Below are 26,314 nucleotides of genomic sequence, written 5' to 3'. Positions count from 1 at the left end.
CCCTCTTTTCACATTTGACCAATGACTTTTGACTCAGCAGTTACTTCTGCTGGGATTCATATCCGGGAAGAGGCTTGCCTTTGTCATCGAGCTTGCCGCAGGCCCAGAGGAGACCGCGGGCGACGAGGTCCAGGAAGACGGGATCTTCCATGGTGGCATTGCCGTGACCCAGGGTGGTGCCGAAGACCTTGCCCTTGCCGTACGTGTTCACCCAGATGACGGCGTGGTCTTTCTTGGTCTCTTCACCATAGGCCTGGGCCAGCGGCACGAAGTTCTCCCAGAGCTTTTCGTTCTTGTAGAGTTCATCTGCCTTGTTGAGCCACTCTTTGGGGAAGCCTTGCATGACGGGGTGTTCGGCATTGACCGTCTTCACCAGGAGGTCCCGGTTCTTCTCATGGCTCATGCTGGTCTGGCCCAGTGCCTTGCGCCATTCGTCTGTCTTCGCAGCACGGTAGCTGTGGGTGGAGCAGTGAAGCATGACGGCAGGTACGCCGTCGAAGTGAGGCTTGGCGATGCGCTCGACAAAGGCCACATCATCCACGGCACCGAAGCACTCGTTGTGCAGGATGAGGTCGTAACCTTTGGCCCAGTCATCTTTTTCATAGATGCTCACCTTGTGATTGCGGGCGTCCTTCGCCTTGGGGTCGGGACCCTCATGCACGATGGTGAACTCCACATTGGAGCGGGAGCTCAGACCCTCGGCGAGGATGCGTTTCTGGTTTTCATAGTCATGGCAGCAGCCCCCAGTCACCATGAGCACACGCAGGGGCTTGGGCTTTTCCTTTGGGGCCTCTGCCGCCCAGATGCCAAGGCCGGTGGCCGTAGCTACCAGCACGGGAAGTAACAAACGTCGTTTCATAGATCTGAAAACTTGAAACTGAGAACTTCCAACTCACTTCTGCTTGGCCTCGTAGCCGGCGACGGGCTTGCCGTCATCACCGAGCTTGCCGGCGGACCAGAGGACGCCACGGGTCACGAGATCGAGGTAGCGGGCATCGCCCACGGTCTCATTGTTGTGGCCGATGGTGGTGCTGAAGGTGCGGGTCTTCTTGGGGCCGTATTCATTGGTCCAGGCCACGACGGTCTCCACATCCTTGGTGGTGCCATCTTTGTTCTTCACCGTCTGCTTGCCGGAGGCGAGAGGGTGGGCGGTGAGGATCTTGATGTTGTTGTAGAGCTCTTCCTTGATCGTGGTCCAGTCGCCAAGACCCTTGGTGATGGGGTGTTCCTTGTCTGTGAAGGTGATGGCGATGGGCTCCTGCGGACCGTGGCCGTTGGACTGGAGTCCGATCAGGTCAAACCACAGGGCATCCGGGGAGCCGGACTGCACGGGATCGCGGAAATTGCCCACACGATAGCTGTGCATGGCGCAATGGAGGTTCACGGCGGGGACGCCATCCTTGTGGGCGTTGAGGATGTTGTCCACATACGGCTGCTGTTTCACGTCGGCCGAGCATTCGTCGTGAATGACCACGTCGTAGTTCTTGGCCCAGTCAGCCTTGTTGTAGATGTCGAAGCTGGCCTTGGTGCTCTTGTCATCGGTGTGGGCGAACTCCACCTCGATGTTGGCCCGGGCGCTGAGGCCCTCGGCGAGGATCAGGCGTTGTTTGGCGTAGTCGTGGCAGCAGCCACCGGTGACGAGGAGCACGCGCAGCGGCTTGGGCTTGGCGGACTCAGCACCGGTCAAGAAGGGGGCGAGCCCGACTGAAAGCGCGAGGGCGGCGATGGAGGTGATGTGGAAGAGACGGCGTTTCATGAGTGGGTGAGGCAAAGCGGAAATGCTGGCGGGAATTGCCCGCACAGGCAAACTAAACGCGAGGCGGGGGCAAATATTTGCGCCAAGGTTCACCCGCTTTTGCCCGGCCGCGGGAGGCGCGGCGTGCGAAGTGATACTACCACGGACCCTGACTCTTCCCGCCCATGCCCCAGTTGATCCAGACTCCCGCTGAACTCGACGCCCTGCGCGCCCTGCACCCTGAACTCGCCCTGCTCGACGTCCGGCTGGCGGAAGACTACCAGGAGGGGCATCTGCCCGGGGCGATCAATCAGTGTGTGTTTGAGGTCGTGTTTTTGACCGATTTGGCCAGCAAAGTCGAGCGTCGCGACCAACCGGTGTGCGTGTATGGAGTGGCTCCTGAGAGCCGGGAATCCGCCACCGCTGCGGCCAAGCTGGAGAGGGCCGGGTACGGGCAGGTATATGACTTTCGTGGTGGGTTGGAGGCCTGGCGGGCGGAAGGTCGGCCGCTGGAGGCTCCCTCAGTGTCGTCGGACACGCCGATTGTCCGGGATGGCAAGTTCCCGCTGGATCTGGGGGAAAGCAAGGTGGTCTGGGTGGGGCGAAACTTGATCAACCATCACTGGGGGCATGTGGCCATCAGCGAGGGGCACGTCAATTTTCACGGAGGGGTGCCTGTGTCCGGGGCGGTGACGGTGGATCTGCGGGAGATCACCTGCGCTGACCTGGCGGGGGGACCGCTGCATGATGTGCTCATTCACCATCTGGAAAGCGACGACTTCTTTGATGTGGAAAATCACCCTGAGGCGGTATTTGCCTTCGAGCACGCGGAGGTTTGCGCTGAGGCCCCCGGCTGCCAGAATCTCAAGTTGCATGGAACGCTGACGTTGCGCGGGGAGTCGCATCCCCTCACGATCGCGGCCGCGGCGGGCTTCACGCCGGAGGGGAAGGCGGCCTTGCAGGCGTCACTGCCGCTGGACCGGACGGAGTGGGGCGTGCTCTACGGATCTGGTCGTTATTTCCGCAGACTCGCCGGACATTTGGTGAATGACGTCATCGAGCTTCAACTGCGCATCCTCACGGTTGGCCCGGTCATGAAATAGACGGCGACTGCTACTTGATGAGGACATCGAGAGGGAAGTCGTCGTCTGGCTCGATGGCTTCATCCTCCCACACTGGCTTGCCGTTGTCATAGGTCAGCACGCGGCTGGCGCTGCCCGGGGCGGCGTGGGCATTGTTCTTGGGCAGCCACCTTGCGAGTTCCTGTTTGACGGCGGCCCGGCCAGGGTCATGGGCCAGGTTGGTCCACTCATTGGGGTCAGTTGTTTCATCGTACAATTCCTCACTGCCATCAGCGTACCGTATGTAGCGCCATTGCTCCGTGCGAATGGTGTGATTGTTCTGGTTGTGGGTGGTGATGGCGGGGAACTCCCGGGGTGCCCGGGCGTCCTTGAGTTGCGGCACGAGGCTGTGACCTTCCAGGTCCGGCCGCGCAGGCAGTCCGGCCAGATCCAGAAGGGTGGGAAAGGTGTCGAGCAGTTCCGCCGGTCGGGAGCAGCGCTGTCCTCTCGTGATGCCTGGCCCGGCCCAGATGAACGGCACGCGGGTGCTGCGTTCCCAGAGGGTGTTTTTCCCCGTGATCCCTTTTTCCCCGAGGTGCCAGCCGTGATCACCCCACACCACGATGATGGTATTGTCCAACTGACCAGATGCCTGGAGAGCCTCCAGCACGCGGCCAACCTGGCTGTCCATGAAGCTGATGGAGGCCAGATAGGCCCGCACCAGGGGGCGCCATTCCTCAAGGTCCTGCAAGGTCTTCAAGCGAGGTTCCGGAAGCTTCCAGTGAAGGTATCCCGCGAACCGCGGCAAATCGTCGCGGTCGTCCGCCTTTACCAGGGGCAGTTTCACGTCTGCCGTAGGGTAAAGGTCGAACCAGGCTTTCGAAGCAAAGCAGGGCACATGAGGCAGCCGAAAGCCGGTCGCAATGAGCCACGGGCGATCACGCGGCACCGTTTTGAGCTTCTCGATGGCCGCATCTGCGATTTTCCAGTCGGCCTGATCTTCATCCCGCTCGGGAAACACGCCCCAGTCCATGGCCGGATGACGGCCCACAATAGGGAGGTTTGCGATCGGTTGCTCTGGTTTGGGGATGGCTGGGGCGGGGCCGAATTCGGTGAACTCCCCCGTGCGGTCTTTGGGCTTGATGGAGCCGTCGTGGTAGATCTTACCGCAGGAGTAAGTGTAGTAGCCCGCCCTCATGAAGGCCTGTGGCAGGGTGATATGATGCTTGAGTGACTCCACCTGCCGGAATCCCGGCTGCAGGCCGTAAACTCCCGTGGTGCCGGGGCGCAGTCCCGTGAGAAGACTGGTGCGTGAAGGATTGCACAATGGGGCCTGGCAGTGGGCAGTGGTAAAATTGGTTCCTCTTGCGGCCAGCGCGTCCAGGTGGGGAGTCTTGACCTGCGGATGCCCGCCCAGGGACCCCAGCCAGTCGTTCTGATCGTCGATGGCGATCATGAGCACGTTGGGAGGAGGGGCACTGTGCACAGGCTGGAGCAATACAGAAGCCAGGATGGCGAAAGTGGAGCAGAGAAAGGGACGCATGTGTGCCAGTTGAATACTTAAATTAAAAAATTATGCAGATCTGGTCTGGGGCGGACGAGATTTTGATACTGAGAGCAGCCATCTCATCTTGCAGAACGGTTCTGTTTAAAAATTTGTCAAAATGTTGCTCGACAGGTTTGTAACTTGTATGATGAAGTCATAAACACATGAGCTTCTGGGACAATCTTAAAGACAAAGTGGCCGGGATGAACGCATCCCTGCAGACGAACATCAGCAAGTTCAAAAATGCTGACTTTGCGAACGGGACCATGGCCATGTGCGCCATGATCGCGGCGGCAGACGGCACGATAAGTGGTCAGGAGAAGGGCAAAATCGCCACCCTGATCACGAACAATGAGATGCTCAAGATCTTCCCGGCGGCTGAACTGAAACAGAAGTTTGATCACTTCTGCGACAAGATGACTGCCGACTACGACTTTGGCAAAGTTGAGGCCATCCAGGCTATTGCCAAGCTCAAGAGCAAACCGGATCAGGCTCGTGCGGTGATTCAGATTGGCATCATCATTGGCGGTTCGGACGGCAACTTTGACTCTGACGAGAAGAAGGCCGTCAAAGAGGCCTGCTCTGCTGTCGGCATCAGCCCGGCGGATTTCGATCTCTAGACAAGATAGCGCCATTCCATTCGGGGAGGTTCCCGTGACCTCCTTCAGTTGACCCTCCACGCAACGGACTATACCAGTTCCGATGACCCCCCTTGCGCGCGGCCAAAAATCCACCCTTTCCAGCCTTGGCGTTGGGATTTCAGGGTTGAAGGTGCAGGTGACCCTGCGAGTCCCGGCACCTTCGACGGTTGATTTGAGCTGTTTCGGGCTGGATGCCCAAGGGCGTCTTTCAGACGAGCGCTACTTCGTCTTCTACAATCAGCCAGCATCGCCTTGTGGCTCCATCCGGGCCACTGGGGCAGTAGGCAGCGTGGATCAAACGTTTGGGTTGAATCTCGCGGCCCTGCCCGCCGGGATCAAAAGGCTGGTATTCACGGCCACGATTGATGGCGCTGCCACCATGAAGGACATTTCCACCGGGTATGTTCAGGTGGGGGATTCCAGCAGGACGGTTGCGGAATTTCGCCTCCAGCCCACGGACTACGCAGGGGAAAAAGCCCTGATGTTGATCGAGCTCTACTGGAAGGAGGAGTGGCGACTCGCTGCCACTGGCCAGGGTTTCAATGGGGGCCTGGCAGCCCTGCTCAAGCATTTTGGGGGTGAAGTGGCGGAGGAGAAACAGAATCCTGTAGCTGTCGTGCCTCCACCTCTGCCCGCGAAGGTGTCCCTGTCAAAAATCACGCTGACCAAACCCGGGCAGACTCATCGCGTCTCTTTGGAAAAGGGTGCTGGTGCCCCCGCCAAGCTGATTGTCAAGGCGAGCTGGACGGACAACGGCGATGACTCCGACAGCAATGACGACCTCGATTTGCGGGTGGGGATGCTGCTGCCTGATGGGCGAATGAAGTTCATTCAGGCTCCCGATTTTGCGGGCAGCTTCGACTCCATGCCATTCGCCCGCCATCTGGGGGATGTGACAGCGGCGTCACTTCATGCCCCCGCCACCGAGACGGTGGAGGTGAATCCGGCGATCGCCCAGCGCCTCGGCGGCAGGGTGGGCATGGTGTTCAGCGTTTATTCCGCAGTGTCCAACGGCGCAGTCTCCGTGGCGTCCCTTCGACCCATCATGAAGATGGAATACGGGAGCCAGGTGGTGGAATGCGCCTTTGACTTCATGAAAATTGCCGCGTCGAAGGATGACACGGTTTACAGCTACGTCATCGGGCTGGCGGTGATCGATGCCGAGGGTATTACCCTTGAACCCTCCGGCCTCACTTCTCTGCCGGGCAGTGAGAACACCCCCTGGCTTCAGTGGACGGCGCAGGGTGGGCTGAGGGTTACCATGGACGGCCCTGCTGTCTTCAAGGGCAGCCTTGCCGGCAAGGCTGCGGCGTTCAACAAAAACAATCCGCGTCGCTACATCTGATTTTGAACCGATCCTCGTGTTATCGGTCCTACAGTTTCCTCAAAAACAAGACCAAACCATACATCCATACAAACCATGGCAATCTCACTTAGCAAAGGCGGCAACGTTTCCCTCTCCAAGACGGCTCCTGGTCTGACGAACATCCTGATCGGCCTTGGCTGGGATGCCCGCTCCACGGATGGTGCGGGTTTCGACCTTGACGCGAGCGCATTCCTTCTCAATCCGGACGGAAAAGTGCGCAGTGATGCGGATTTCATCTTCTTCAACCAGAAGGAATCAGCAGACGGTTCGGTCAAACACCTGGGTGACAACACCACGGGTGCTGGGGATGGCGATGACGAAGTGATCAAAGTCAACCTTGCTGGTGTGCCCGCAGATGTGGACAAGATCTCCGTCGCCGTGACGATTCACGACGCTGAAGCCCGCAAGCAGAACTTCGGCATGGTGAGCCAGGCCTTCGTTCGCGTCGTCAATGAGGCCGACGGCACGGAGATTGTGCGTTATGACCTGAGCGAAGACTTCAGCATTGAGACCGCACTGGTTTTCGGTGAAGTTTATCGTCACAGCGGTGAGTGGAAGTTCCGCGCTGTGGGCCAGGGCTTCCAGGGTGGCCTCGGGGCCATGGCCAAGAACTACGGTGTCAACATCTAGGACTGTAACAGTGTGCCTGCCCGGGTCACCTCTCCATCACGTGGGGAGTGACCTTGTTTCATCACCTTCAACCATTTTTTCATATGGCCATCAGCCTTCAAAAAGGACAAAAAATCTCGCTTGAAAAAGAAGCGGGTGGCAGCCTCACCAAGATCATCATGGGTCTGGGCTGGGATGCGAAAAAGAAGAAGACCTTCTTCGGCCTCGGCAGCAAGGACCAGGAAATCGATCTGGATGCGAGCTGTGCGCTTTTCGACGAGCAGAATCAACCGGTGGACATCGTCTTCTTTGGCCAGCTGGCCAGCCGCGATGGATCGATCCGGCACACGGGTGACAATCGCACAGGAGCTGGAGACGGAGACGACGAACAGATCGTAGTGGACCTCTCCAAGGTCTCACCCTCGGTGAAATCCCTGGTGTTTGTGGTGAACAGCTTCACCGGCCAGAGTTTCGCGGAGATTGAAAATGCCTTCTGCCGGGTGATCAACGGGGGGAACAACCAGGAACTGGCGAAGTATGACTTGAGCTGCAACGGCTCGCACACCGCCATGGTCATGGCCAAAGTTTACCGCCACAATGGCGAGTGGAAGATGCATGCCATCGGGGACAATACCTCCGGTCGCACCTTTCAGGATCTGCTGCCAGCCATGAAGGCCAGCCTCTAACAGGCTTTCATCAGTATCATGCTGCCAGTTTTCTGCTCCACGCCCCACCTTCCTGAGCTCTGATGACCAAACCTTGTGTCTGGTTTAGCAGGGCCAGTTCCAGCCTGCACCCCTTGCTGGGGTTGCTCAAGCAACCCACAGCGGGGGGCGGGCTCCATCTCCTGGTGAGCCACCCCCAGTGGGACGCTCCCGCCATGTGCGGAGCGGATGAGGCTTTCCTAGAACCCGATGGGCTCCAGGGGGATGCCTACGTGGACTGGTGTCTGGAAGTCTGTCGCACTCGCCGCATTCAGTTGCTGGTGCCGGGTCGGGCCCGGCCCAGCATCTCAGCCAGGCGCGCGGAGTTTGAGGCGTTGGGCACCCAGGTGCTGGTGGCCGCCGATGCCGATACTCTCCGGCTGCTCGAAGACAAACCTGAGTTCCTGGCCAGGATACCGGAAGACGTGGCGCTTGTTTCGCGCTACATCAAGGTCAATACGGTGGCCGAATTCACGGCCGCGGTGGAGTCCTTCCGTCTTGAAGGGGGCACCGCCTGCTTCAAGCCGGGCAAGTCGATTTTTGGCTTGGGATTCTATGTGCTCAATGACCGCATCACTCCCGTAAGCCGGTTGCTGGACGGGCACGCCAATGTGATCTCCCTGGCGGAGGCCTGTGACATCCTGGGGCGTGAAGAGAGCTTTCGCGACGTCATGGTGATGGAGTACCTGGACGGAGTGGAATACAGCGTGGACTGTGTGGGTCAGACAGGGGAACTCGTGGCGTCTGTGGTGCGCATGAAGCCGAAGAGCTCTGTTTCAAAGGACACTTCTCAGACGGTAGGGCGCAACGAGGCCATTGAAGCCCTGGCCCGCCGTCTGGTGGCCCGGTTTTCCTTGGATGGGCTGTTTAACATGCAGTTCCGCACGACCAGCAATGGCGGTTCGCTCCGGCTGTTGGAGATCAACGGCCGTATGTCCGGTGGGCTGGCGCTTGCCTGTCTGGCGGGTGTGAATCTCCTCGAACTCGCCATCGCGCTCAAATTGGGGCAAGACGAGGTTGTGGCCGCATTGCTGGCCAGGCCGGTTCAAACGGTGCGGGCTCAGCAGGGGTTCAGCGCCTTTCTGGCGGACCGGTCGGCCCTCAACCTTCAGGACTTGCCGTCGTGATGGAGTCAGAAGCGCTTCCGCCTCACGTGGTCCGGACAGCTCCGGGGCATTACGAGGCCACTCTTCCTGGTGGGATTTTGCGCATGTCCATGCGGAAGGAGGAACTCCCTCTGCCGGAGATCTGCGACTTTGCCTTGAGACACAATGCCCGGCGTCGGTTCCTCTTCGTCAGCAAGGTGCTGGGCAGGCACATGCCCACCCGGCCCGTGGCCATGCAGGATGTCGCAAGCCGTCTGGCGGACAAGATTTCCATCGACCCTGCAGATGGCCCCGTCCTGTTCGTGGGCATGGCTGAGACTGCCACCACGCTCGCCCAGGCGGTGTATGCCGCCTGGTGCCAGAGGGGAGGGCAGGGGTTCTACATAGAGAGCACCCGGCGACCCACGGGGGGGGGCATTGCCTTTGAGTTCGTGGAGAGTCACTCCCACGCCATGGCGCATCTGGTGCACCTCCCGTCACCTGAGGATGATCCTGAGAACCTTTTCACGACCGCTCGCAGAGTGGTGGTGGTGGATGACGAGGCGACGACGGGACGGACTGCATTGGGATTGGTCGCCAGTTATGCCGGCTGGCGGGGTATAGCCCCCGACTCGTTGCAGCGTGAGCTTGCGGTGCTCGCGCGATGGATGACCGATGCCCAGTCAACGGAGTCGGAATTTGCTGCTTTCCACTCTTTGGTGGAAGGGGGATTTGAGTTTGTCGAGACAGGCGCTTTTGGACAAGCTCCTCCTGCCGTCCCTCATCCAGATCGTGCGGGGCTGGCACGTCGGGGAACCCGGCACGGCTTGTCTCACCCACAGCATCTGCCCTGGCAGGTGCAAGTGAATCCAGGGCATCGCATACTCGTGATCGGGACAGGCGAGTATGGCTATCAGCCACTGCTTCTGGCGGCTGATCTGGAGGCCAGAGGGGTCATTGCCTGGGTACAGGCCACCACCCGCTCTCCGGTGCTGCCTGGCGGCGCCATAGGTCATGTCAGGTCGTTTCCTGCTCTTACAGGAGAGAGTCACACGGAGTTTCTCTACAACGTGCCGGAGGACCATGGTTATGACCGGGTTCTGCTGTGCTGTGAAGACGTTCTCCCGCCTCCCTGGCACCCGATTCATCACATTTCCCGGCTGGAAGTTCTGCCACTTCCCGGCACATTGAACCCATGAGTCACCGCGACTGGATTGCGACAGACCTGGACGGCACGTTGTTTGCCCGCGCATTCGCGGGGACTGAGGCTGTGCCAGCCACCTGGAGGGAGACGGATGCAGGTCCGGTTGCATCGTCATGGATGCCTCGCGCCACGTATGTGCTGATGCGAGCCCTGGCGAACCACTTTGATATTGTGGCCGTGACAGCCCGTGATCTGGACTCTTTCTCCCGAGTTGCCATTGAAGGGATCAGTTTCCGCGGAGCCATCCTCGCCAACGGTGCCATCATGGTGGGGCAGGACGGCGACCTTGACTCCGAGTGGAACGACCACATGTCAATTGTGCTCTCGACCGCGGGTGAGGAATTGGAGGCCGTCCGGCTGCAAATCGCGGAGATGTCGCAAGGGGCAGCCCGTCCCCGTCTCGTCGCGAGCGGCACGCCTCTGCCTGCCTATCTGGTTGCCAAGGCCGACGAGGAATGGTGGCGGACGGACGCTGGCGTGAACCTGCTCTCCACGTTGCAGGTCCGCCAGTGCCGGGCTGCTTTGTTGAAGAACGAACTGCAGGTCCTGCCGCCCGGGGTATCAAAACTGCTGGGGCTTGCTGCCTACCGAGATCGGTTTGCCGGTGGCGTCCCACCCCTGATGGGACTGGGGGACATGCCTGCGGATTTTGAGTTTATGAAAGCCTGTTCGTTTCTCGGCATTCCAGCGGGAAGCAAGCTGGAGCAATGCATTACGGTTCCCTAACAATGATGACCCTTGATCCACCCGTCCAAGCCAGTTTCTCCGGCAGTTATCTGCCCGGGGAGGTGACTTTTTTGCTCCGGAGGATTGAGGTGTCTGCCACCCCATTGGAGGAGCGGGAGCGCCTTATTCAGAGCGGACAGCGGCACTACAGTGAGATGATCGGTCCGGAGGATGCTCCTACCCGGCAGAGGTTGCGATTGTTTCGGGAGAGTCTGCGCACCAATGGTGCCCAGCTGGCACAGGACATCTGCGGACTGGCTGCGGCCCTCGCGGAGAGCGCGCACGAGGGGGAGGTGGTCATCGCTTCCATTGCCCGGGCGGGGACCCCCATCGGCACGCTTCTCTGGCACCGCTTGCGCCAGACCAGGCCGGACCTGCGTGTGTCTCACTATTCGATCTCCATCATACGTGACCGCGGTGTGGATTATGCAGCACTGCGCACCATGCTGGAGAATCACCCGGCCCAGAGCCTGCGTTTTGTTGACGGCTGGACGGGGAAGGGGACCATCGCCACAGAGCTGCGGGAGTCCCTGGCAGGGAAGCCGGAGTTTGAGGAAATTAATGACGGTCTGTGGACCCCGCTCGATGTGTGTGGAGCGGCCTGTTATGCCCCCAATGCGCGGGACTACCTGATCCCCTCCACTCTGCTGGGGGGTACAGTTTCCGGACTGGTCTCGCGGTCAGTGCTGCCTCGTGGGGAAGAGGGGGGCAGTGAGTGGCATGGCTGCGTTGAACTGCGTCATCTGCGGCGCTACGATGTGAGCCAGTGGTTTGTCCGCGTGATGCTTGAGAAGATGGCCGCCCTGGACCCCGCCCAGCAATCTCCTCGCAACTCCTCTGGCGGTCAGCCCCGCTATGTTGCCGCCCATGCTTTTCTCTCCGCCTTGTTGGAGGAACATGGCATGACGGATCGCAACCGGATCAAGCTCGGCATTGGCGAGACGGTGCGTGTGCTGCTGCGCCGTTTGCCACGGGTGGTATTGCTTTCTCCAGACGCTCATGAGGCGGACGCCGCGCTCATCCGACAGCTGGCCCAGCTTCGGGGTGTGCCCCTGGAGGTGCGCCAGATGCCGTTTGCCGCGGTTGCTTTAATCGCGAATGTTGCTCAATAACTGCTACTTTAGCCTCACATGACTGCCCCCCTCAGCCTGGCTCCTTTGCTCTATGTTCCCGCTTCCCGGCCTGGTCTCCAGGATATCTTGGGAGGGAGGAAGAACCTCGGCATTTGTTCGTTGGCAGTTTGTCTGGAGGATGCCGTCCGCCCGGATGATCGCTCCCGCGCGGCCACGGACTTGTGTGAAGTTTTGCACCGCATCGAGTCTGCGCCTCCGCGGGCGTTGTTGGTACGACCGGCGGATTCGGACATGCTTTCCCGCTTGCTGAACACTGCGCATTTGGACCATATCACGGCGTTCGTGTTGCCCAAGGCTACTTCAGCCACCATCTATCACTGGATCCAGATCCTCGACGGCCGGTTTCCTCTGGTGCCCATTCTGGAGTCCCGGGAAACGCTCGACGCAGGTGGCCGACGTGAGCTGGCTGCCGTCTGTGCAGAACATCGCGAGAGCATCCTGCGGGTGCGTATCGGTGCCAATGATCTCTTTGCCCAGCTCGGGGGGCTTCGCCGTCCGCGGGGTTTCACGGTTTATGAAACACCGCTGGGCCGGATTATTGATGAGCTGATCGAGGTGTTCTGCGCACACGATCTGCCGCTGTGCGGACCGGTGTTTGACCGCCTGGATGATTTGGAGACCCTGCGTCGTGAAGTGGAGCAGGACATTCATCGTGGCATCTTCTGCAAGACTGCCCTCAATCCCACTCAGGTGGCTGCCATCTGGGCTGCCTACCGTCCTTCCGAGGAGGAGCTGGATGAAGCCCGGCTCATCCTGCATCCAGACTCCCCGGCGGTGTTTGGTCTCAACGGCTCCATGCATGAAACCGCGTGCCATGCGGAGTGGGCGCGGCGTCTCGTCTTGCGGGATGTCCTGCACCGCGAAGCGGAGGAGCTTTTGGGCTCCCCCGTGATCCAGTCCTTACCCTCGAGCGGGAGTGATCAGGCTTGCTATCCAGTCCACAAAACCAGCGCGGTTGCGTGAGGCGATGATCACTTGACCGGTGCCGCTGAAGCGGTTCACGAGCCCTTCACCACTGGTCATGGAGTTCATGATGTTGCTGAAGAAGCCGCGTCCCGTTGTGGATGCGGTGATGTTGTACTGGAGCGTAGAGTCCCATGCCACCACATGGCTGTTGTCCACAATCGTTCCCGTGGTGGGGTTGACGTCGATGGCAAAGAGGGCACCAAAGCCTGAGATGGCCAGCTTGCCGCGACCTGCGCTTTCCATGATGAACCAGCCACCCGTGCCGCCAAACAGGCCTTGGGAGATCCCCTGAGTGGTCGTTTTGATCTCCACGGTGCTCTCCGCGGCGAGGAAGGCGCCGTCATTGAGCCGGTACTGTTTGGCCCCGCAGTCGAGGATCATCACGTCGCCCGGCATGTTGGGAGACAGCAACACATCGCCATCGCCATTGGTGGCCACCACACTCTGCTGAAAGAAGGACTCGCCAGACGCCAGACGCCGGGCCAGTGCACGCATGATGCCTCCACGGACTTCTCCTTTTAACTCCAGGGTGCCATCCATGGTGACCATCGCGCCGCGTTCGGCATAGATGGACTCGCCACGAGTCATGGAGACATGCAGGAAGGGATCAACGTTACCAACGACTTGGAAAGTGGGCATGGGAGGAAAAATAGAGAGACTGGTTGGATATTGTCTGACGCGAGGCGTTCAGCCTTCGCTGGCCTTGATTTTGAACTCCCCGCTGCCTCCAGGGCGAAGGATGGCCCCGCAGCCGGGGCAGATGCTGGAGCCGTCTTTTTGCCGGGAAGAGCCGCAAAAGACCGTGCCGCAATTGCCGCAGGAGCCGGCGGAAGGATTGCCGCAGTGAGCGCATGGGGGGCAGCCATCCACCTCATGGGAATTGACGGCGGGAAGGCCGGTGCCACCCCGGGTGCTGAAGTCGCAGGTCTCTGCGTCCATGATGTGGGACGCTGCGGGAATATAGACACGATAGTCAGGCTCCCAGCGGTAGCGCATGAGATAGGGCTGCTTATTCTCACCGCAGAGGGCCGTGAGGAAGAGCTGGCGGGCGCGGCCATACTCTCCGCTGTAGGAGGGGATGTCCTCGTCCTCGATCTTCTCCACGGAATCGGGCAGCTTGGCCAGCATGAGCTCGCGTTCATCGCCATCAGCCACCCCGCGGCTGGCGGTGGAGACGGTTTCACTGATCCAGACGAACAGCTTGGCCCAGCCCTGCTCGTCCGTCTGTTGCAGGTTGAGCACCACGTCCGTCATCTCCCGCAGTCCGGCAAAGTCGATGTCGTCCCCGCAGCCCACAGCGTAGAGGTTCGCGATCTTAACGGTGCTGTTCATCTCACGCAGGGCGGAGCGCCAGTCGTCCGTGGGCTGTCCATCGGTGATGAGGATGACGATGGGCCGGAAATCCCCTTTGGTCAGTGTGCCGGGCTGAGTGCGTTTGACCTCCTGCAGGATGCGCTCAGAGAGCAGCAAAAGAGCACTGCCCAGCGAGGTGCCGGGTCGCACCAGCAGGCGGGGCGGTTGCACCTCGTCAAGGCTCTGCAAAGGAGACTTCAGCTCGGCCCGGCTGTCGAAGGTGATGAAGGAGATCCAGGCGGTCTCCAGCGCATGCGGGTTCTGGCGCAGCGCCTTCAACATGCTGCTGATGCCGGTGCGCATGCCCCTGAGACCGTTTCCAATCATGGACTCGGAGCAATCCAACAAGACATAGACAGGAAGACGGCGCATGGGATGGAGAAGGGGTGGGCTTTGAAACCGGGGGATGAGGATGAATGAAACGACTGTGCCCGTGGGCGGCGGCTACACGTTGGCCATCTGGATGTGGATCAGGCGGCCGCCCTCTTCCGGGCTGAGCAGCAGCTTCTGATCGTTCTTCAGCTCCACCCGGTTCCCGGGCAGGATGGCTTCACCCGTGCCGACATCTTTGAGCCCGGGAAGCGACTGGTTCACCAGCAGCCACTTCCCGCCGTGAAAGACAAAGTAGCCCACGGGCTTGCGCTGGGCCTCGGTCAGTCTGGCGCTGGGGAACACCAGTCTCGAGACATGCCAGGGATAGAGGTATTGGTTGGAGTACACCATGAGCCGGTGGTTGTCCGGCAGGAACTTCCCGCCTCCGCGGGAGGAGTACAGGTTCAGCACGGGCAGAGGCCCCACGAAGGCGGTGCCACAGAAGGGGCAGCGGGGCTTGGTGCTGTTGTCAAAGACGAACCATTTCTGGTCACAGTTGGGGTTTGCACAGGGCTGGGCCAGATCCACTGTCTTGACCAGTGCTGTCTCCATGTCCTGCACCGTGGGACGATGGTCCGGAGCATGCAGGCCGGTGATGAAAGCCTTGTCAAAGACCTCCTTTAGGTAGGGGCCGCAGACGGTGTAGGGGATCTTCGTGGTGTCCGCAAAGGGGAGGAAACCCGGCTTGACGGACGTGGGATCACTCCGGTTCGAGGAATCTGAGGGGTGCTCGATGAAGAGTGCCCTTTCCCCCATGCCCAGCTCCTCGTCCTTTTGCGGATCCGCATCGTGGATCTTCCGCCCGCGCAGAGGGTGACGATAGAGCAGATACATATAGACCAGCACAGCCAGGGCATGGCGGTCTGTTTCAATGCGGGGGAGGTGCTTTTTGGGGTCCCCCACAGGCAGTTTGAGAGTCGCCATCACCTCCGGGGCGATGAAGTCCGGCGTGCCCACCACATCGGGGGGATAGCGGCCGGGCACGACCAGGGTATCGATGTCGATGATGCAGGCATTTCCACCGGCAGGATCGACCAGCACGTTCTTGTAGGAGAGGTCTGAGTGGGCCAATCCCGCCATGTGCAGACGTCCCACGGACCGCGCGATCTTGATGCAGGTGGTGAAGTAGCTCAGCCAGTTTCCTCGCTCCCTGGGGTCGAGGTGCTTTTGCTGGTGATTGGCTGAAGCGAACCACTTGCCCTCCTTCTCCTTTCCCTTGATGCTCAGGAAGTCGTCGTTCTTCGACCCATACTGGAAGAAGAAGTGAGACTTGTAGGTCGGCATGACAATGCCAATGTGGCCCTGGTCTTCGATGATGTGGGTGGGCCAGCAGAACAAAGGCTCCCAATAAGCCCCGCCCTCCTGCTGGAAGATGCGCTCCCGGTACACGCCGACGATGTTCCGCAGCCGCTCCATGGCGTTGTAGTCCGGCTTCTTGCGGTACCAGCCCACGACTTGCTTCTTGTCCTTGGAGAAGTACACGTCCTTCATCCCGCCCGAGCCCGCCGGGTTGGCGCTGTCGAACTCAAATTCTGTGCCGTCGGTGGCTTTCAGTTTGACGATGCTCATGATGGGGAGGGGAGATGGGTTTCGCAGAGGACCGCGATGGTGCGATCATCATGGTGACCGGGGGAGAAAAAGTTCATCCACTGGAGCAGGCTTGCGGCGGCCCCATCACGTGAGCCTGCCCCCGCCACCAGCGGGCGCAGTTCCGTCCAGAGTTCCTGCCATGCCGCTGGATCCGCCAGAGCCACTTCACTGTTGAACTTGGGATCTGAGATGCCATCGGTGACCAGGACGAGGGCATCGAACTGCGGGACCAGAGCGAACTTGATCCGGTTCATGATGCCTTCCCCTGTGGCCAGAACTTCCTTCATGGTGAGGAAGATGGTCTGCCCGGCGAACTCGCCGCCGTCCGGCTGGGTTAGCAGACACGTAGCCCCGTCCGGTACGCCGATGACCGCGGCCCCACCGTCACCGACTGAGAAGGCGGCGATGAACCAGCTGCCGGTGGGCATGGGACGGGCGAGCGTGATGATGAGCGTGGTGTGAAAGTCCCGCAGAGTGGCCTGGGCTTCATTGGCCTGGTCTTCAATCGCCTTGCGGGCTGAGTACGCCGCCCGGCCAAACTGATTGTACAACTCACTGCGCACGGCATTGCGTTTGTCCACCGCCTCCGCGTCAGCAGCCCAGGCTTCCGTCAGCGGAGTCAGGGTATCCTGGCCATTCTCCCCCAAGAGGCTGGCAAAGTGTTCTTTGACCTTGGCACAGGCAATCTTGGAGCCTTGCCGGGAATACTTGGCGCTGCCTGCGCCATCAGCCACCGTCAGGGCATACCACCCGGATGCAGGAAACCACGCGAGTGAGAAATCATCATCCCGGCAGCTCCCTACATGGGCGTGGGAGCGGCCGCGCAAGCTTGCGGCGGCTACAAGCCTGGGCGTGTCTGTGAGAGCGGCAGACTCGGCATCCGGCTTCCAAAAGGGAGATGTGGGGTCGGACTCCTGATTCTTCCAGAGGGAGCGTGGATCCGCGTTGATGGTGATCTGCAGCGTCCTCAACAGCTTGTCGGGACGGTCAGGATCGGCGCCCTGAATCAGGCAGGCGACAGGGATCTCGTACTCACCTGCAAGCAGAGGGCTGCCTGTGATGGTGATGCCATCGGTGGCCAAGCCATCTGGCAGGGCAGCGGCTGGTTCAAAAGAAGCAAAAGTCAGTGCGCCGGTTGCCAGGTGCGTCAGAACGTTGGCTGTGTAATCCCGACCTACCGTGGCATTGGGCAACCGCACCGGGTAGGAGGGCAGGGGGGACGGGGTGGGAGGTTCACGGAAATTCACGTCAGGAGAAACAGGGGTGGGGGCTGCCTGAGACGGAGCCGCGGGCGAGGCCTCGAACTTTTTTTCAATGCAGAGGGGAGGAGGTGGAGCCTCCGTATCGGAGGCTGCCACTTCTGGCACCATGATCTCCGCGGGAGCGGGAACAAGCTCCTCATTCGCCGGGCTCGGAGGAATTTCCGGCAGGGAGGAGATCGCCACCGCCTCCGCGGGCGGCAGAGGGGCTGTAGGTGCCAGGGCGTGGATCAAGGCATCCAGTTCTGGCGTGGGCTCGTGCCCCTCCATGGTCAGCAAGTGCTCGACCAGGGACACAAATCCTTGCGGCCAAGGGGTGTCTTCACCCAGTCTGCTGACAATGCTGGCTGTCAGTCTCGCGGGAGGGGGAGGTGCTTCGTGGCCCAGCATCAGGAGGTGCAGCACATTGGCCAGCGCCTGCTTGTCGCGCTGTTGCTGTTCCTCCATGGTCTCGCCCTGGCCGCTAGGGTAGCCGTAGTAGGTCTCCGCAGCCGTCAGCCCCTCGTCCCAGCCAATGCGGTGGCGGAAGAAGGCCACATCGAAATCTCCATTGGGGGCGCACATGAGCCTCTGAGCGCAGACCGCCCCATGCGACTTGCCCTCTGCATGAATCTCTGCGAGGCACTGGAGAAGGGGAAGGACGATCCTTGCCGGATCGGCCTGAATCAGGTGCCGGTTTCCCAGCAAAAACTTGTGCAGCGGCTGCCGCTGCTCATTCCTTGTGCCGAGGGAATTGATGGCTGCCATGCAGAGAGGACAGGGAGGTTAGAACACCAGGTTCACTTCAGGTGGCGGAGGGGGCAGGTGGATCTCCGTGCTGGCGCCCATGCTCACATTTCCCGCAGCCACACTGGATGAAACCCAGCGGAAGAAGCTGAGGAAACTACCGCTGTCCATTGTGTCCAGCGTCACCACATGGTCGGCCAGCGGGAGGAGTTCGTCCTTCCTGGCCTTGGGGCCGGCCGCGCAGGCGATGATGCTGGCGAATCCGCGCTTCTTCACCTGGGGGACGGTCTCCTTGTAGAGCATGATGTCGGACGGGGAACCGTCGGTCATGACAAAGAGGATCGGCTTCCAGTCTCCTTTGTTCTCCCCCTGAGATTTGAGCACCTCTGTGTCCACCCTTTGGCACAGGACCTCAAGAGCGGCTCCAAGGTTGGTCGGTCCGGAGTCAGGGCAGACGATGGGAGGGAGCTGGAGAGTCTCCAGACTGCTGAGAGGCAGCACCACCTTCACTTCCCTGTCGAAAGTGATGATGGAGAGGTGCAGGGACTCCAGCGCATGGGGATCCTGCCGCAAGCCGCTGAGCATGGCCTGAAGCCCGACTTTCACAGACTCCAGGGGTTCTCCTTTCATCGAACCAGATGTATCGATGAGGAGATAAACAGGCAGGCGTCGCATGAGGTGAGGGATGTAGGGGTTTCTGGGGAGGTTGGCAGGCTAGACCACCACTTTGATCTCGGGCGGTGGGGGCGGCAGTTGATCCAGCCCTTCCACCTCTTTGCCAGCAGTCTCGACGGCTTTGCTGTTGCTGCTGACGGAGGCGGACACCCACTTGAAGAACTTGGCCATAGCCGTGTGGTCTGAGGTGTCCAGGCGCACCACTGCCTCGCCAGCAATCTGCTTGAGCACGGTGGCGTCTCCCTTGTTCACGGCGCATCCCACGACCACACCCCATTTCTCCTGTTGGAAACGGCCGAGGCCTTTCTTCCAGTCATCTGTGGGGGCACCGTCCGTCATGATGAACACCATGGGCTTCCAGTCTCCCTTGGTGGTGGCGGTGGTTTTGGCCAGTTGTTTGGAGGCGACATCAGCGACCAGCGTCAATGCGTCGCCGAGGGAGGTGGCTCCCTGGGCGGTGAGGGCAGGCACCTGAAAGGCGGTCAACTCTGTGAGTGGAACCTTTTCGGTGGCATTCGAGTCGAACGTGATGACACTGAGGAAAGCGGTCTCCAGAGCGTAGGGGTCCTGACGCAGTGCGGAGACCAGCATTTGCACACCGTTCTTCACCTGTTCAATGGGCTCGCCAAACATGGAGCCTGAGGTGTCGAGAAGGAGGAAAACAGGGAGTCGTCTCATAGGATGAAAGGAGGTTAAATGAGCGTCTTCAAGATCTCCACAAAGTTATCAGTGGCATGGCCTTCACCCAGGGCGCTGAACTTCCAGCCGCTGCCCTGGCGGGCCACTTCACCAAAGACCATGATGCACTTGCCGTTGTAGTTGGGATCAGCTCCCAGGCTGTAGCGCGCGATCTCCTTCCCCTTGGCGTCGATGGCCCGCATGTAGGCGTTTTCCACCTCGCCGAAGTGCTGGTTGTTTTTCCGCCCCTGGTAAATCTGCACGAGGAAGAGAATGCGGTGATATTGGGGGGGCATCGAGTTCAGGCGTACTACGATTTGCTCATCGTCATTGTCGCCGCTGCCCCCCACCCGATTGTCGCCTGAGTGGTAGATGGCCCCGCTCGGGTGACGAAGGTTCTGAAAAAAGATGACATCACTGCCGATGAGCTTCTCGCCAAGGTTGCGCACCTTGCCCTGTTCATTCAGCACAAACGCAATGGCGTCCAGGTCATGATCCTGACTGCCGCCGGTCAGCTTGGCGAAGAAGCCTTTTTTACGAATCTTCCAACCCAACCCGATGGTGATCTGGCTGAGATCGTTGGTATCTTTTTCCAGACTGATGGTCTGGCCTTTTTGGAGGTTGATGGCCATGTTGGGGATGGGTGAAGGGGTGGATGGCTAAGCGTACTTGTTCACATAGGCCTGGAGACCACCGGTGGTGGCCAGGCCCATGGCTTCAAAGCGCCAGGCACCGTTCCGTTTGTAGAGGCGTCCGAATTCGACGGCGGTCTCAACGGAGAAGTCTTCATCAAGCTCATACTTGCAGATCTCATCCCCGGAGGCGGCGTCATAGATGCGAATGAACGAATTGCGCACCTGACCGAAGTTCTGACGTCGGGATTCGTAATCGTGGATCGTGACGGTGAAGATGATCTGCTCCACGCGCGGATCCACCTTGCCCAGATCGAGCGTGAGGGTTTCATCGTCCCCGTCTGAATTGCCGCCCGTGCGATCATCTCCTGAGGATGTGACCGCACCGTCTGGCGACTGGGTGTTGTTGTAGAAAACGAAGAACTCGTCTGCGGGGATCTTGTTGTTGGCACCCAGCAGGAATGCTGATGCATCCAGGTCGAAATCCTGGCCGGTCTTGGCCGGATCCCAGCCGAGGCCGACGCCGATTTTCTGCAGCCCGATATCTACCCGTTGTCCCTTGCTTAGATTGATGGCCATCGCTGTCTTTTCTAGAAAAGAGGTTTTGGTTGTGATGATCCTGGTGCCAGCGCGATGGCGCTGGCACTTGAGGGTGTGGGAAGTTGTCCTGGGGGGACGGTTACTTCTCAGCTATGTCGCCGTTTTCCCCGTCTTCAGGTGCCTTGACCGCGAGGGACCAAACCACTCCGGTAAGAAGGACAACTGCGACGATGGAAAGGCTGACGACATTCGGAAGATGGAAGCCAAACGCGCTCCCAATGAGCTTGCCAGAGACGAAGATGAGCAAGACCATGACTGCCTTGTCCAGAGCCCAGAACAGTCCTTGGGCCGCTACGAGGAGGAAGTACAAGCTGCGCAGACCCGCGGCTGCCCAGAGACTGGAGGTGATCATCAGATACGGATCACGAACGACAGCCACGATCACCGGCATGGAATCGAACGCGAAAATCACGTCACAAACCTCAATGCAGATCAGGCACAGGAACAGGGGAGTGACGCCATGGTGGAAGAACTTGCCGCTCTCAATGGAAGGATTGGTGGAGGCAAACTTGCGAACCGCAAGCACGGACCAGTGGCTGGTGTAGTCCACTTCTTCATCATCCTCAGAGCTCTTCCACATCTTCCACACGGTCCAGAGAACCACGAGGGCGAAGAGAATCAGGATGTAGGGGCTGACGTTCACAATCAGTGCGCCGAAGCCAAGGAACACGAAGCGGAAAACGATTGCTCCCAAAATGCCCCAATAGAGGATGCGGTGCTGGAAGTGCTGCCGGTTCTCCTGTGTCAGACCGAATGATTTGAAGATCAGGTAGAAGGCAAAAAGGTTGTCCAGCGCCAGGGCCTTCTCGAGCACATAGCCTGTCGCATAGAGGCTGCCAGCCTCTGCTCCTCTTGAAAGCCAGATGTAGTACCCGAAGGCAGCGGAGCAAAGCACCCAGATGATGGACCACAGCAGGGCATTGCCCATGGTGATCTTATGACCGCTCTTGTGGGTCAACAAGTCAACCAGAACCGCCAGCACGAACGGAACGATGAAGACCAGGACGTCAGTGAGACTGATGGATGAGAATACGGATAAGGAGTTTTCCAACATGGTAACAGAGGGGGGCAGTTGTTCCAGCGTTTCGCCGATTCCCTAGACATGCGTCTGGGAAGTCGTGCAAGGGGAAAGTCTGCCGTGGAATGGCGTCCACCCCATGGCCCGGCCCGACGCTGGGGGGCAAATTTTTTGGGCTTGTTCGAAGACAGCCCAATGTCACCCATCAAGGTAAATAGGTTTACAATGTAGATACCGATACTGCGAATTTGATGGCGCGCGTGGAATCGGGAGACCGGTGGGTGTGGCTAAGCAACCGGGCGATGCCTATAAAACAAACTACTAATGTGACTGATGGCTTTCCTTATTGAGGATTCAAAATCAGGTCTTTAGCATTGGATTATGGAAGATGGACCCGCGCTTTGGTGCGGTCAATTTCGTTTGTACTGAGAGGAGCCATGATGTTCGCCCGAAGCCGCTGGAGGACTCATTTTGAGATGGGGATGTGGGTACAATGTGAATGCTTAATATTCCGCTATGAAATTTAAACATGCTTTGGCATTCTGCGGGCGTCGGTCCGGCATTGCGCTTGTCTTGGTTTTGGGGTCGGTTGCCCTGGTTTCCATGCTGGTCGTGGCCTTCCTCACCTTGGCGCGGACAGAGCAGCGCGCGGCGGCGGCTTTCTCAGACACAGCGGATGCGCGGAACCTCTCTGAGATGCCCTTGAATCTCGCCATTGCGCAGATCCGACGGGCTACTGAGCAAAACGGGGTGACGCAGACCTGGGCCTCGCAGCCGGGTATGATCCGTGTGTACGGCACGGAGAAGGATGCCACGACGAGCAATGCCCGCTCCAAAATGGTGGCCATGTACAAACTGTACAGCGACGACCGCATGGTGGTGATGAAGGATGGCGTGACCTCCACCTCTGGCGGCCTGACCACCACAGAGGTGGCCACCGCCTTGAACGCGGACGAAGCTGATCTGGCGAACTGGCAAAAGGTGCCGGGGATGTATGTGGACTTGAATGAACCGGCCCCGGTGGTGCTGGCCGACAGTCAGAAAGTCGGCATTCAGTTTCCGATCGCGGATCCCCGGGCCATCTTTCCCCGTGCTGGCGGAGTGGCGGTGGAGGGATTCAACTTCCGTGGCAACACGAAGGCGGCCGTGCCGCTGGCTGGCGCTGTCGTGCCGGGAACCTTGATGCCGGCCGATGAGAACAATCTGGAGGCTCGACTTCCCATGCCTGTTCGCTGGCTCTATCAGCTGGCTGACGGCAGGCTCCTGGCCCCCACGGGCGGCACGGCGGAGGCAGGTTTGGAGTTTCCCGAGACTGACCGGCCCACGGAAGCGAACCCCATTGTGGGGCGGCTGGCATTCTGGACAGATGATGACTCCACCAAGATCAACATCAACACCGCCACCGAAGGCACCGCCTGGGACATGCCCCGGGCGTACACCGACTCTGACGCGAAATACGCGCGGAAACAGCCGGCGCAGAATGAGTTCTCCCGCTATCCTGGCCATCCGGCGCAGACATCGTTGAGCCCCGTGTTTCAGGCGTTTGGCGAACCCTGGAGAATGGACTTGGGCATGGCCGATGCAGAGGTCTCGGCAAGGGTGCAGCGGTACCATGCCATCAGCCCCCGCATCCCTTGGGGTGGAAGCATGGGCGGGACGGTGGCTCCCACGGTGGCCATCCCGCTGGTGGACAACACCGGGGCACCCGTCAAGGACGACCGGCTCTATGCCACGCTGGATGAGCTGGTGTACGATCGGAACCGGGCCGCGCAGAATCCTGCTCTCACCTGGCGGGACATTGAGATTGGCCGTTTCTTCCTCACGGCGCACAGCAGGGCACCAGAGCTGAATCTCTTCAACAAGCCGCGGATTCTACTCTGGCCCACTTCGGCAAATGCCTCGCAACGTAACGCGATGGACAAGCTTCTGCTTTTCCTGGGAACGGGCGGTGGCCGCACCTGGTACATTCAACGGGCGGCGAACTTCACCAATAAGGACAACCCAGGATCCAGCCAGGACCCCAAAGGAGACCTCAGGATCGGTGAGGACTCCTTCGGCAACAAGCCTCTGGTCACCGCACCGGGCCGCAATGCGGACATGTATGAGAGCTACCTCAAGGCGCTTACGGGAAACAACTCGCCCACGTCGGAAGGGGGGGCGGTGAAGGCGTATGAGGTCCCTGGATTTGGGGGCAACTTCAAAACCAAGTACACCCCGGTGCGGCGCGACCAGATTCTGACGGAGATGTTCGACTTCCTCCGCTGGTCGGTGAACAGCTACAGCACAGGCATGGAGCCGAAGTACACGTACCTGCCGCAACGGGGCGGCGGGAATCTCGGGGAATCCACGGCGGTGCCCCTGATCCCGGGGATCAAGAACGATGTGCCTTCCACGGTCACCAAATCCACTAAGGGATTCGGACGATTCCCCACGATCACCGAGGTCGCGATAGTCTTTGTCGCCGCAGAGAACACCGGCGAGACGCTGCCTGACGGATTCCTGAAAACGAAGCAGATGCGAGCTTTCATGGTGCTGGAGCCATTCTCCCCCACGGTGGGCATGCCGAGCTGGTCTGCGAATGTCCGCTATAAGATCACCGGTCTGGACAACTTCAAGGCGGACGGTGCAGGCATGGGTTTTCCCTCCGCTGGAGTCAATCGGGCAAGTACGCCCAACGGCTGGGTGGATGGCGGGCATAGCACGGCTTTTACGGGCCTGGGTGCCCAGTTTGTGAACGCTGATCTGGGTGGGAGTGGGGACGTGGATGCCGCCGGCAGCAACAAGATCCTGGATCGAAGTGATGAGAAAAAGGGGTTCCCGTTTTACAGCGAACTCGTGGATGTGACGGGTAAAGACAAATTCCTCTTCAGCGGCGGCAACATCCAGGTGGAGGTTCAGACCGGATTTGGCGCACAGGCCAACGCCCGCATCGTGCAACGGCTGACGCTGAACTTCCCGCCCGCCACCTTGCAGGTGCCGAAGATGAAGCCTGGAGATGCCACCACCAAAGGACTGACTGACATCACAAAGCGCTTCTACAAAAAAGTGGACGGGGGGATCTTCAATTGCCTCATCGTGGAAGGCGATGTGACCCGCAGCGTGGAGATCAACGCTGCGGCGACAAGCCCCACAAAGGGCGATCTACGTCTGCTTGCCGCCACGGAACAGGTGCCTGCCACCTGGTTCACCACGCATCCGAAATACACTGACACGAATGTGCGGGCCTTGCATTTTCTCCGGCAGGGCAGCCAGACTCACACCGGCCAGATTGGGTTCTATGGCAGTGATGACACCATCGGCAAGGGAAACGGAACCAATCGTCCCTCTACACAAAACACCGCCGGTGTGTTGGTGAAGGGCATGACTTATTTCCGCGACTGCCCACCCGCGGTAACGCGTGGACTGGCGGGTGCCTTCAATGCGGACAACCGCCCCGGGGACTGGGACAACGGTACCGGCCGGATCGAAGACGGTCCCTACATCAACAAGGCAGACGAGGGCAATGCCTCCACGAACAATCAGGCCAATGACACGGACCTGGGATACTTCTCGCGCGGATCTTTCAATGTGGAGGCCGGACCTACCTACAGCCCGAACCGCCAGATTGCCTCAGCCGTGGCCTTTGGTTCCCTGCCCTCTGGGATTTTTGGATCGAACCCTTCCGAGTTATCACCGACTACGGAGGTGCCCCGGCCATGGCAGACCCTCTTGTTTTGTCCGAACCCCGCCTCTCGCTCGACGGTGGCTTTAAATGAGCCCGTCGCGGCGGATCATGAGGGCTTCAAGGGGCCTCGGGATCACCTCTGGCTGGACCTGTGGTGGATGCCGGTGGTGGAGCCCTATGCCATCAGCGAAGCCTTCTCCACGGCGGGCAAGATCAATATGAACTATGAGATGCTGCCGTTCCGCCATATCCGGCGCACCAGTGGGTTGCATGCGGCTTTCAAGTCCACTGTTCTTACAGCCATCACCCCGTTGTCAGCAGGCGGAACCACCTCAGCCGGTCTGGGCAACGGGAGTGGCAACAACTACAAAGAAGGCACCCGCCACAAGTATGAGCTGCGCTACGCAGTGAATACCGACGCCACGCTGGAAGGCTTTGAGAATCGCTTCACCAAGGGGGATGTGTTCCGGTCCGCGTCCGAGATCTGTGAGATCTTTTTGGTGCCGCGCCGGCTTCCCGGGGCCAGCTACAATACCGATGCCAAGGTGCCTCCCACTAAATATGCGGACATGGTGGAGTGGTGGAATGGATCGGGCGGACTGGAGTCCCCCAGCAGTGGCACGCCCAATGGCTTTGAACTTACAGGGGACAACTCCCGTGAAGCTCCCTATGGCCAGCTCTACCCACGGCTCACCACGAAGTCGAACACCTTCACGGTGCACTACCGGGTGCAGATGCTGAAGAAGTCCCGCTCCTCCGACCCGAGCCGGTGGGTGGAGGCAAAGGATGCTGTGCTCTCAAACCACCGTGGTTCAGCCACGCTGGAGCGATACATGGACCCCAATGACCAGGAACTGAAGGCGATCATGGTGGGCGGCGGGGATTTCTTCCGCAGCTGGGACCAGCACTACCGGTTCCGTGTGGTGGAGCGCAAGCAGTTTGCTCCTTGAACCCCATCTCTCCCTCCAAAC

23 protein-coding genes are annotated in these 26,314 nt (G+C 59.8%); 11 read left to right on the top strand and 12 right to left on the bottom strand.

Annotation, left to right across the window (positions count from 1 at the left end):
- Positions 1 to 40: 40 nt before the first annotated feature.
- Positions 41 to 859: a ThuA domain-containing protein gene (locus VSP_RS24290; protein WP_157211032.1), complete on the bottom strand. Its 819-nt coding sequence runs from the start codon at positions 857 to 859 to the stop codon at positions 41 to 43.
- Between the two features lie 33 nt (positions 860 to 892).
- Positions 893 to 1,756 carry a ThuA domain-containing protein gene (locus tag VSP_RS37230; protein ID WP_009963966.1) on the bottom strand — a complete coding sequence of 288 codons (864 nt, stop codon included), beginning with the start codon at positions 1,754 to 1,756 and terminating at the stop codon, positions 893 to 895.
- Positions 1,757 to 1,920: 164 nt separating this feature from the next.
- On the opposite strand from VSP_RS37230, the gene VSP_RS24280 reads away from it, so the two are divergent.
- Positions 1,921 to 2,838 (top strand): YceI family protein, encoded by a 918-nt coding sequence (locus VSP_RS24280; RefSeq protein ID WP_009963965.1) that lies wholly within the window; start codon positions 1,921 to 1,923, stop codon positions 2,836 to 2,838.
- 10 nt (positions 2,839 to 2,848) lie between these two features.
- Here VSP_RS24280 and VSP_RS24275 read toward each other — a convergent pair whose 3' ends face one another.
- A complete protein-coding gene (locus tag VSP_RS24275) occupies positions 2,849 to 4,339 on the bottom strand; it encodes a sulfatase (RefSeq protein WP_009963964.1) in 1,491 nt (496 codons plus the stop codon).
- A 167-nt stretch (positions 4,340 to 4,506) separates the two neighbouring features.
- Here VSP_RS24275 and VSP_RS24270 point away from each other — a divergent pair, with 167 nt between their 5' ends.
- The 9 genes from VSP_RS24270 (at position 4,507) to VSP_RS37215 (ending at position 12,773) form a co-directional block, all read left to right on the top strand.
- Complete coding sequence (locus VSP_RS24270) at positions 4,507 to 4,962, top strand: tellurite resistance TerB family protein (RefSeq protein ID WP_009963963.1); 456 nt, start codon at positions 4,507 to 4,509, stop codon at positions 4,960 to 4,962.
- A gap of 82 nt (positions 4,963 to 5,044) precedes the next feature.
- Positions 5,045 to 6,328: a TerD family protein gene (locus VSP_RS24265; RefSeq protein WP_009963962.1), complete on the top strand. Its 1,284-nt coding sequence runs from the start codon at positions 5,045 to 5,047 to the stop codon at positions 6,326 to 6,328.
- Positions 6,329 to 6,403: 75 nt separating this feature from the next.
- Entirely contained in the window at positions 6,404 to 6,979 is a 576-nt protein-coding gene (locus VSP_RS24260; RefSeq protein ID WP_009963960.1) for a TerD family protein, read from the top strand.
- Between the two features lie 83 nt (positions 6,980 to 7,062).
- Positions 7,063 to 7,644: a TerD family protein gene (locus tag VSP_RS24255; protein ID WP_009963958.1), complete on the top strand. Its 582-nt coding sequence runs from the start codon at positions 7,063 to 7,065 to the stop codon at positions 7,642 to 7,644.
- Between the two features lie 62 nt (positions 7,645 to 7,706).
- Positions 7,707 to 8,789: an ATP-grasp domain-containing protein gene (locus tag VSP_RS37225; protein ID WP_009963957.1), complete on the top strand. Its 1,083-nt coding sequence runs from the start codon at positions 7,707 to 7,709 to the stop codon at positions 8,787 to 8,789.
- A gap of 83 nt (positions 8,790 to 8,872) precedes the next feature.
- Positions 8,873 to 9,946 (top strand): phosphoribosyltransferase domain-containing protein, encoded by a 1,074-nt coding sequence (locus VSP_RS37220; protein WP_053332381.1) that lies wholly within the window; start codon positions 8,873 to 8,875, stop codon positions 9,944 to 9,946.
- Entirely contained in the window at positions 9,943 to 10,677 is a 735-nt protein-coding gene (locus VSP_RS24240; protein WP_009963955.1) for an HAD family hydrolase, read from the top strand. Before VSP_RS37220 ends, VSP_RS24240 begins: the two co-directional genes overlap by 4 nt.
- A gap of 2 nt (positions 10,678 to 10,679) precedes the next feature.
- Positions 10,680 to 11,789: a cysteine protease StiP domain-containing protein gene (locus VSP_RS24235; protein ID WP_009963954.1), complete on the top strand. Its 1,110-nt coding sequence runs from the start codon at positions 10,680 to 10,682 to the stop codon at positions 11,787 to 11,789.
- 18 nt (positions 11,790 to 11,807) lie between these two features.
- Positions 11,808 to 12,773, top strand: a complete 966-nt coding sequence (locus tag VSP_RS37215) for an HpcH/HpaI aldolase/citrate lyase family protein (RefSeq protein ID WP_009963953.1) — start codon at positions 11,808 to 11,810, stop codon at positions 12,771 to 12,773.
- Here the strand turns inward: VSP_RS37215 and VSP_RS24225 are convergent.
- From VSP_RS24225 to VSP_RS37205, 9 genes are all read right to left on the bottom strand, one after another.
- Positions 12,711 to 13,415, bottom strand: coding sequence for a TIGR00266 family protein (locus VSP_RS24225; protein WP_009963952.1), 705 nt, complete (start codon positions 13,413 to 13,415; stop codon positions 12,711 to 12,713). The genes VSP_RS37215 and VSP_RS24225 overlap by 63 nt on opposite strands.
- Positions 13,416 to 13,463: 48 nt before the next feature.
- Positions 13,464 to 14,501, bottom strand: coding sequence for a VWA domain-containing protein (locus VSP_RS24220; protein ID WP_009963951.1), 1,038 nt, complete (start codon positions 14,499 to 14,501; stop codon positions 13,464 to 13,466).
- A 72-nt stretch (positions 14,502 to 14,573) separates the two neighbouring features.
- The gene (locus VSP_RS24215) at positions 14,574 to 16,073 is read right to left on the bottom strand and encodes a helix-hairpin-helix domain-containing protein (protein WP_029190725.1); all 1,500 of its coding nucleotides are present in this window, start codon (positions 16,071 to 16,073) and stop codon (positions 14,574 to 14,576) included.
- Entirely contained in the window at positions 16,067 to 18,097 is a 2,031-nt protein-coding gene (locus VSP_RS39960; protein WP_009963947.1) for a protein phosphatase 2C domain-containing protein, read from the bottom strand. The genes VSP_RS24215 and VSP_RS39960 overlap by 7 nt, the downstream gene beginning before the upstream one ends.
- Before the next feature lie 18 nt (positions 18,098 to 18,115).
- Entirely contained in the window at positions 18,116 to 18,751 is a 636-nt protein-coding gene (locus VSP_RS24205) for a vWA domain-containing protein (RefSeq protein ID WP_029190724.1), read from the bottom strand.
- 39 nt (positions 18,752 to 18,790) lie between these two features.
- Positions 18,791 to 19,429: a vWA domain-containing protein gene (locus VSP_RS24200; RefSeq protein WP_009963944.1), complete on the bottom strand. Its 639-nt coding sequence runs from the start codon at positions 19,427 to 19,429 to the stop codon at positions 18,791 to 18,793.
- A gap of 14 nt (positions 19,430 to 19,443) precedes the next feature.
- Positions 19,444 to 20,061 (bottom strand): TerD family protein, encoded by a 618-nt coding sequence (locus tag VSP_RS24195; RefSeq protein WP_009963943.1) that lies wholly within the window; start codon positions 20,059 to 20,061, stop codon positions 19,444 to 19,446.
- Positions 20,062 to 20,088: 27 nt separating this feature from the next.
- Positions 20,089 to 20,640, bottom strand: coding sequence for a TerD family protein (locus VSP_RS24190; RefSeq protein WP_009963942.1), 552 nt, complete (start codon positions 20,638 to 20,640; stop codon positions 20,089 to 20,091).
- Between the two features lie 100 nt (positions 20,641 to 20,740).
- A complete protein-coding gene (locus VSP_RS37205; protein WP_009963941.1) occupies positions 20,741 to 21,715 on the bottom strand; it encodes a TerC/Alx family metal homeostasis membrane protein in 975 nt (324 codons plus the stop codon).
- Between the two features lie 480 nt (positions 21,716 to 22,195).
- Here VSP_RS37205 and vccA point away from each other — a divergent pair, with 480 nt between their 5' ends.
- Positions 22,196 to 26,293 carry a Verru_Chthon cassette protein A gene (vccA, locus tag VSP_RS24180; RefSeq protein ID WP_009963940.1) on the top strand — a complete coding sequence of 1,366 codons (4,098 nt, stop codon included), beginning with the start codon at positions 22,196 to 22,198 and terminating at the stop codon, positions 26,291 to 26,293.
- Positions 26,294 to 26,314 lie beyond the last annotated feature (21 nt).

Origin of the sequence: Verrucomicrobium spinosum DSM 4136 = JCM 18804, assembly GCF_000172155.1 — a bacterium.
GTDB classification, from domain to species: Bacteria; Verrucomicrobiota; Verrucomicrobiia; order Verrucomicrobiales; family Verrucomicrobiaceae; genus Verrucomicrobium; species Verrucomicrobium spinosum.
Note: the sequence above shows the minus strand (reverse complement) of the source record. Positions and strands in the feature narration are given on the sequence as shown.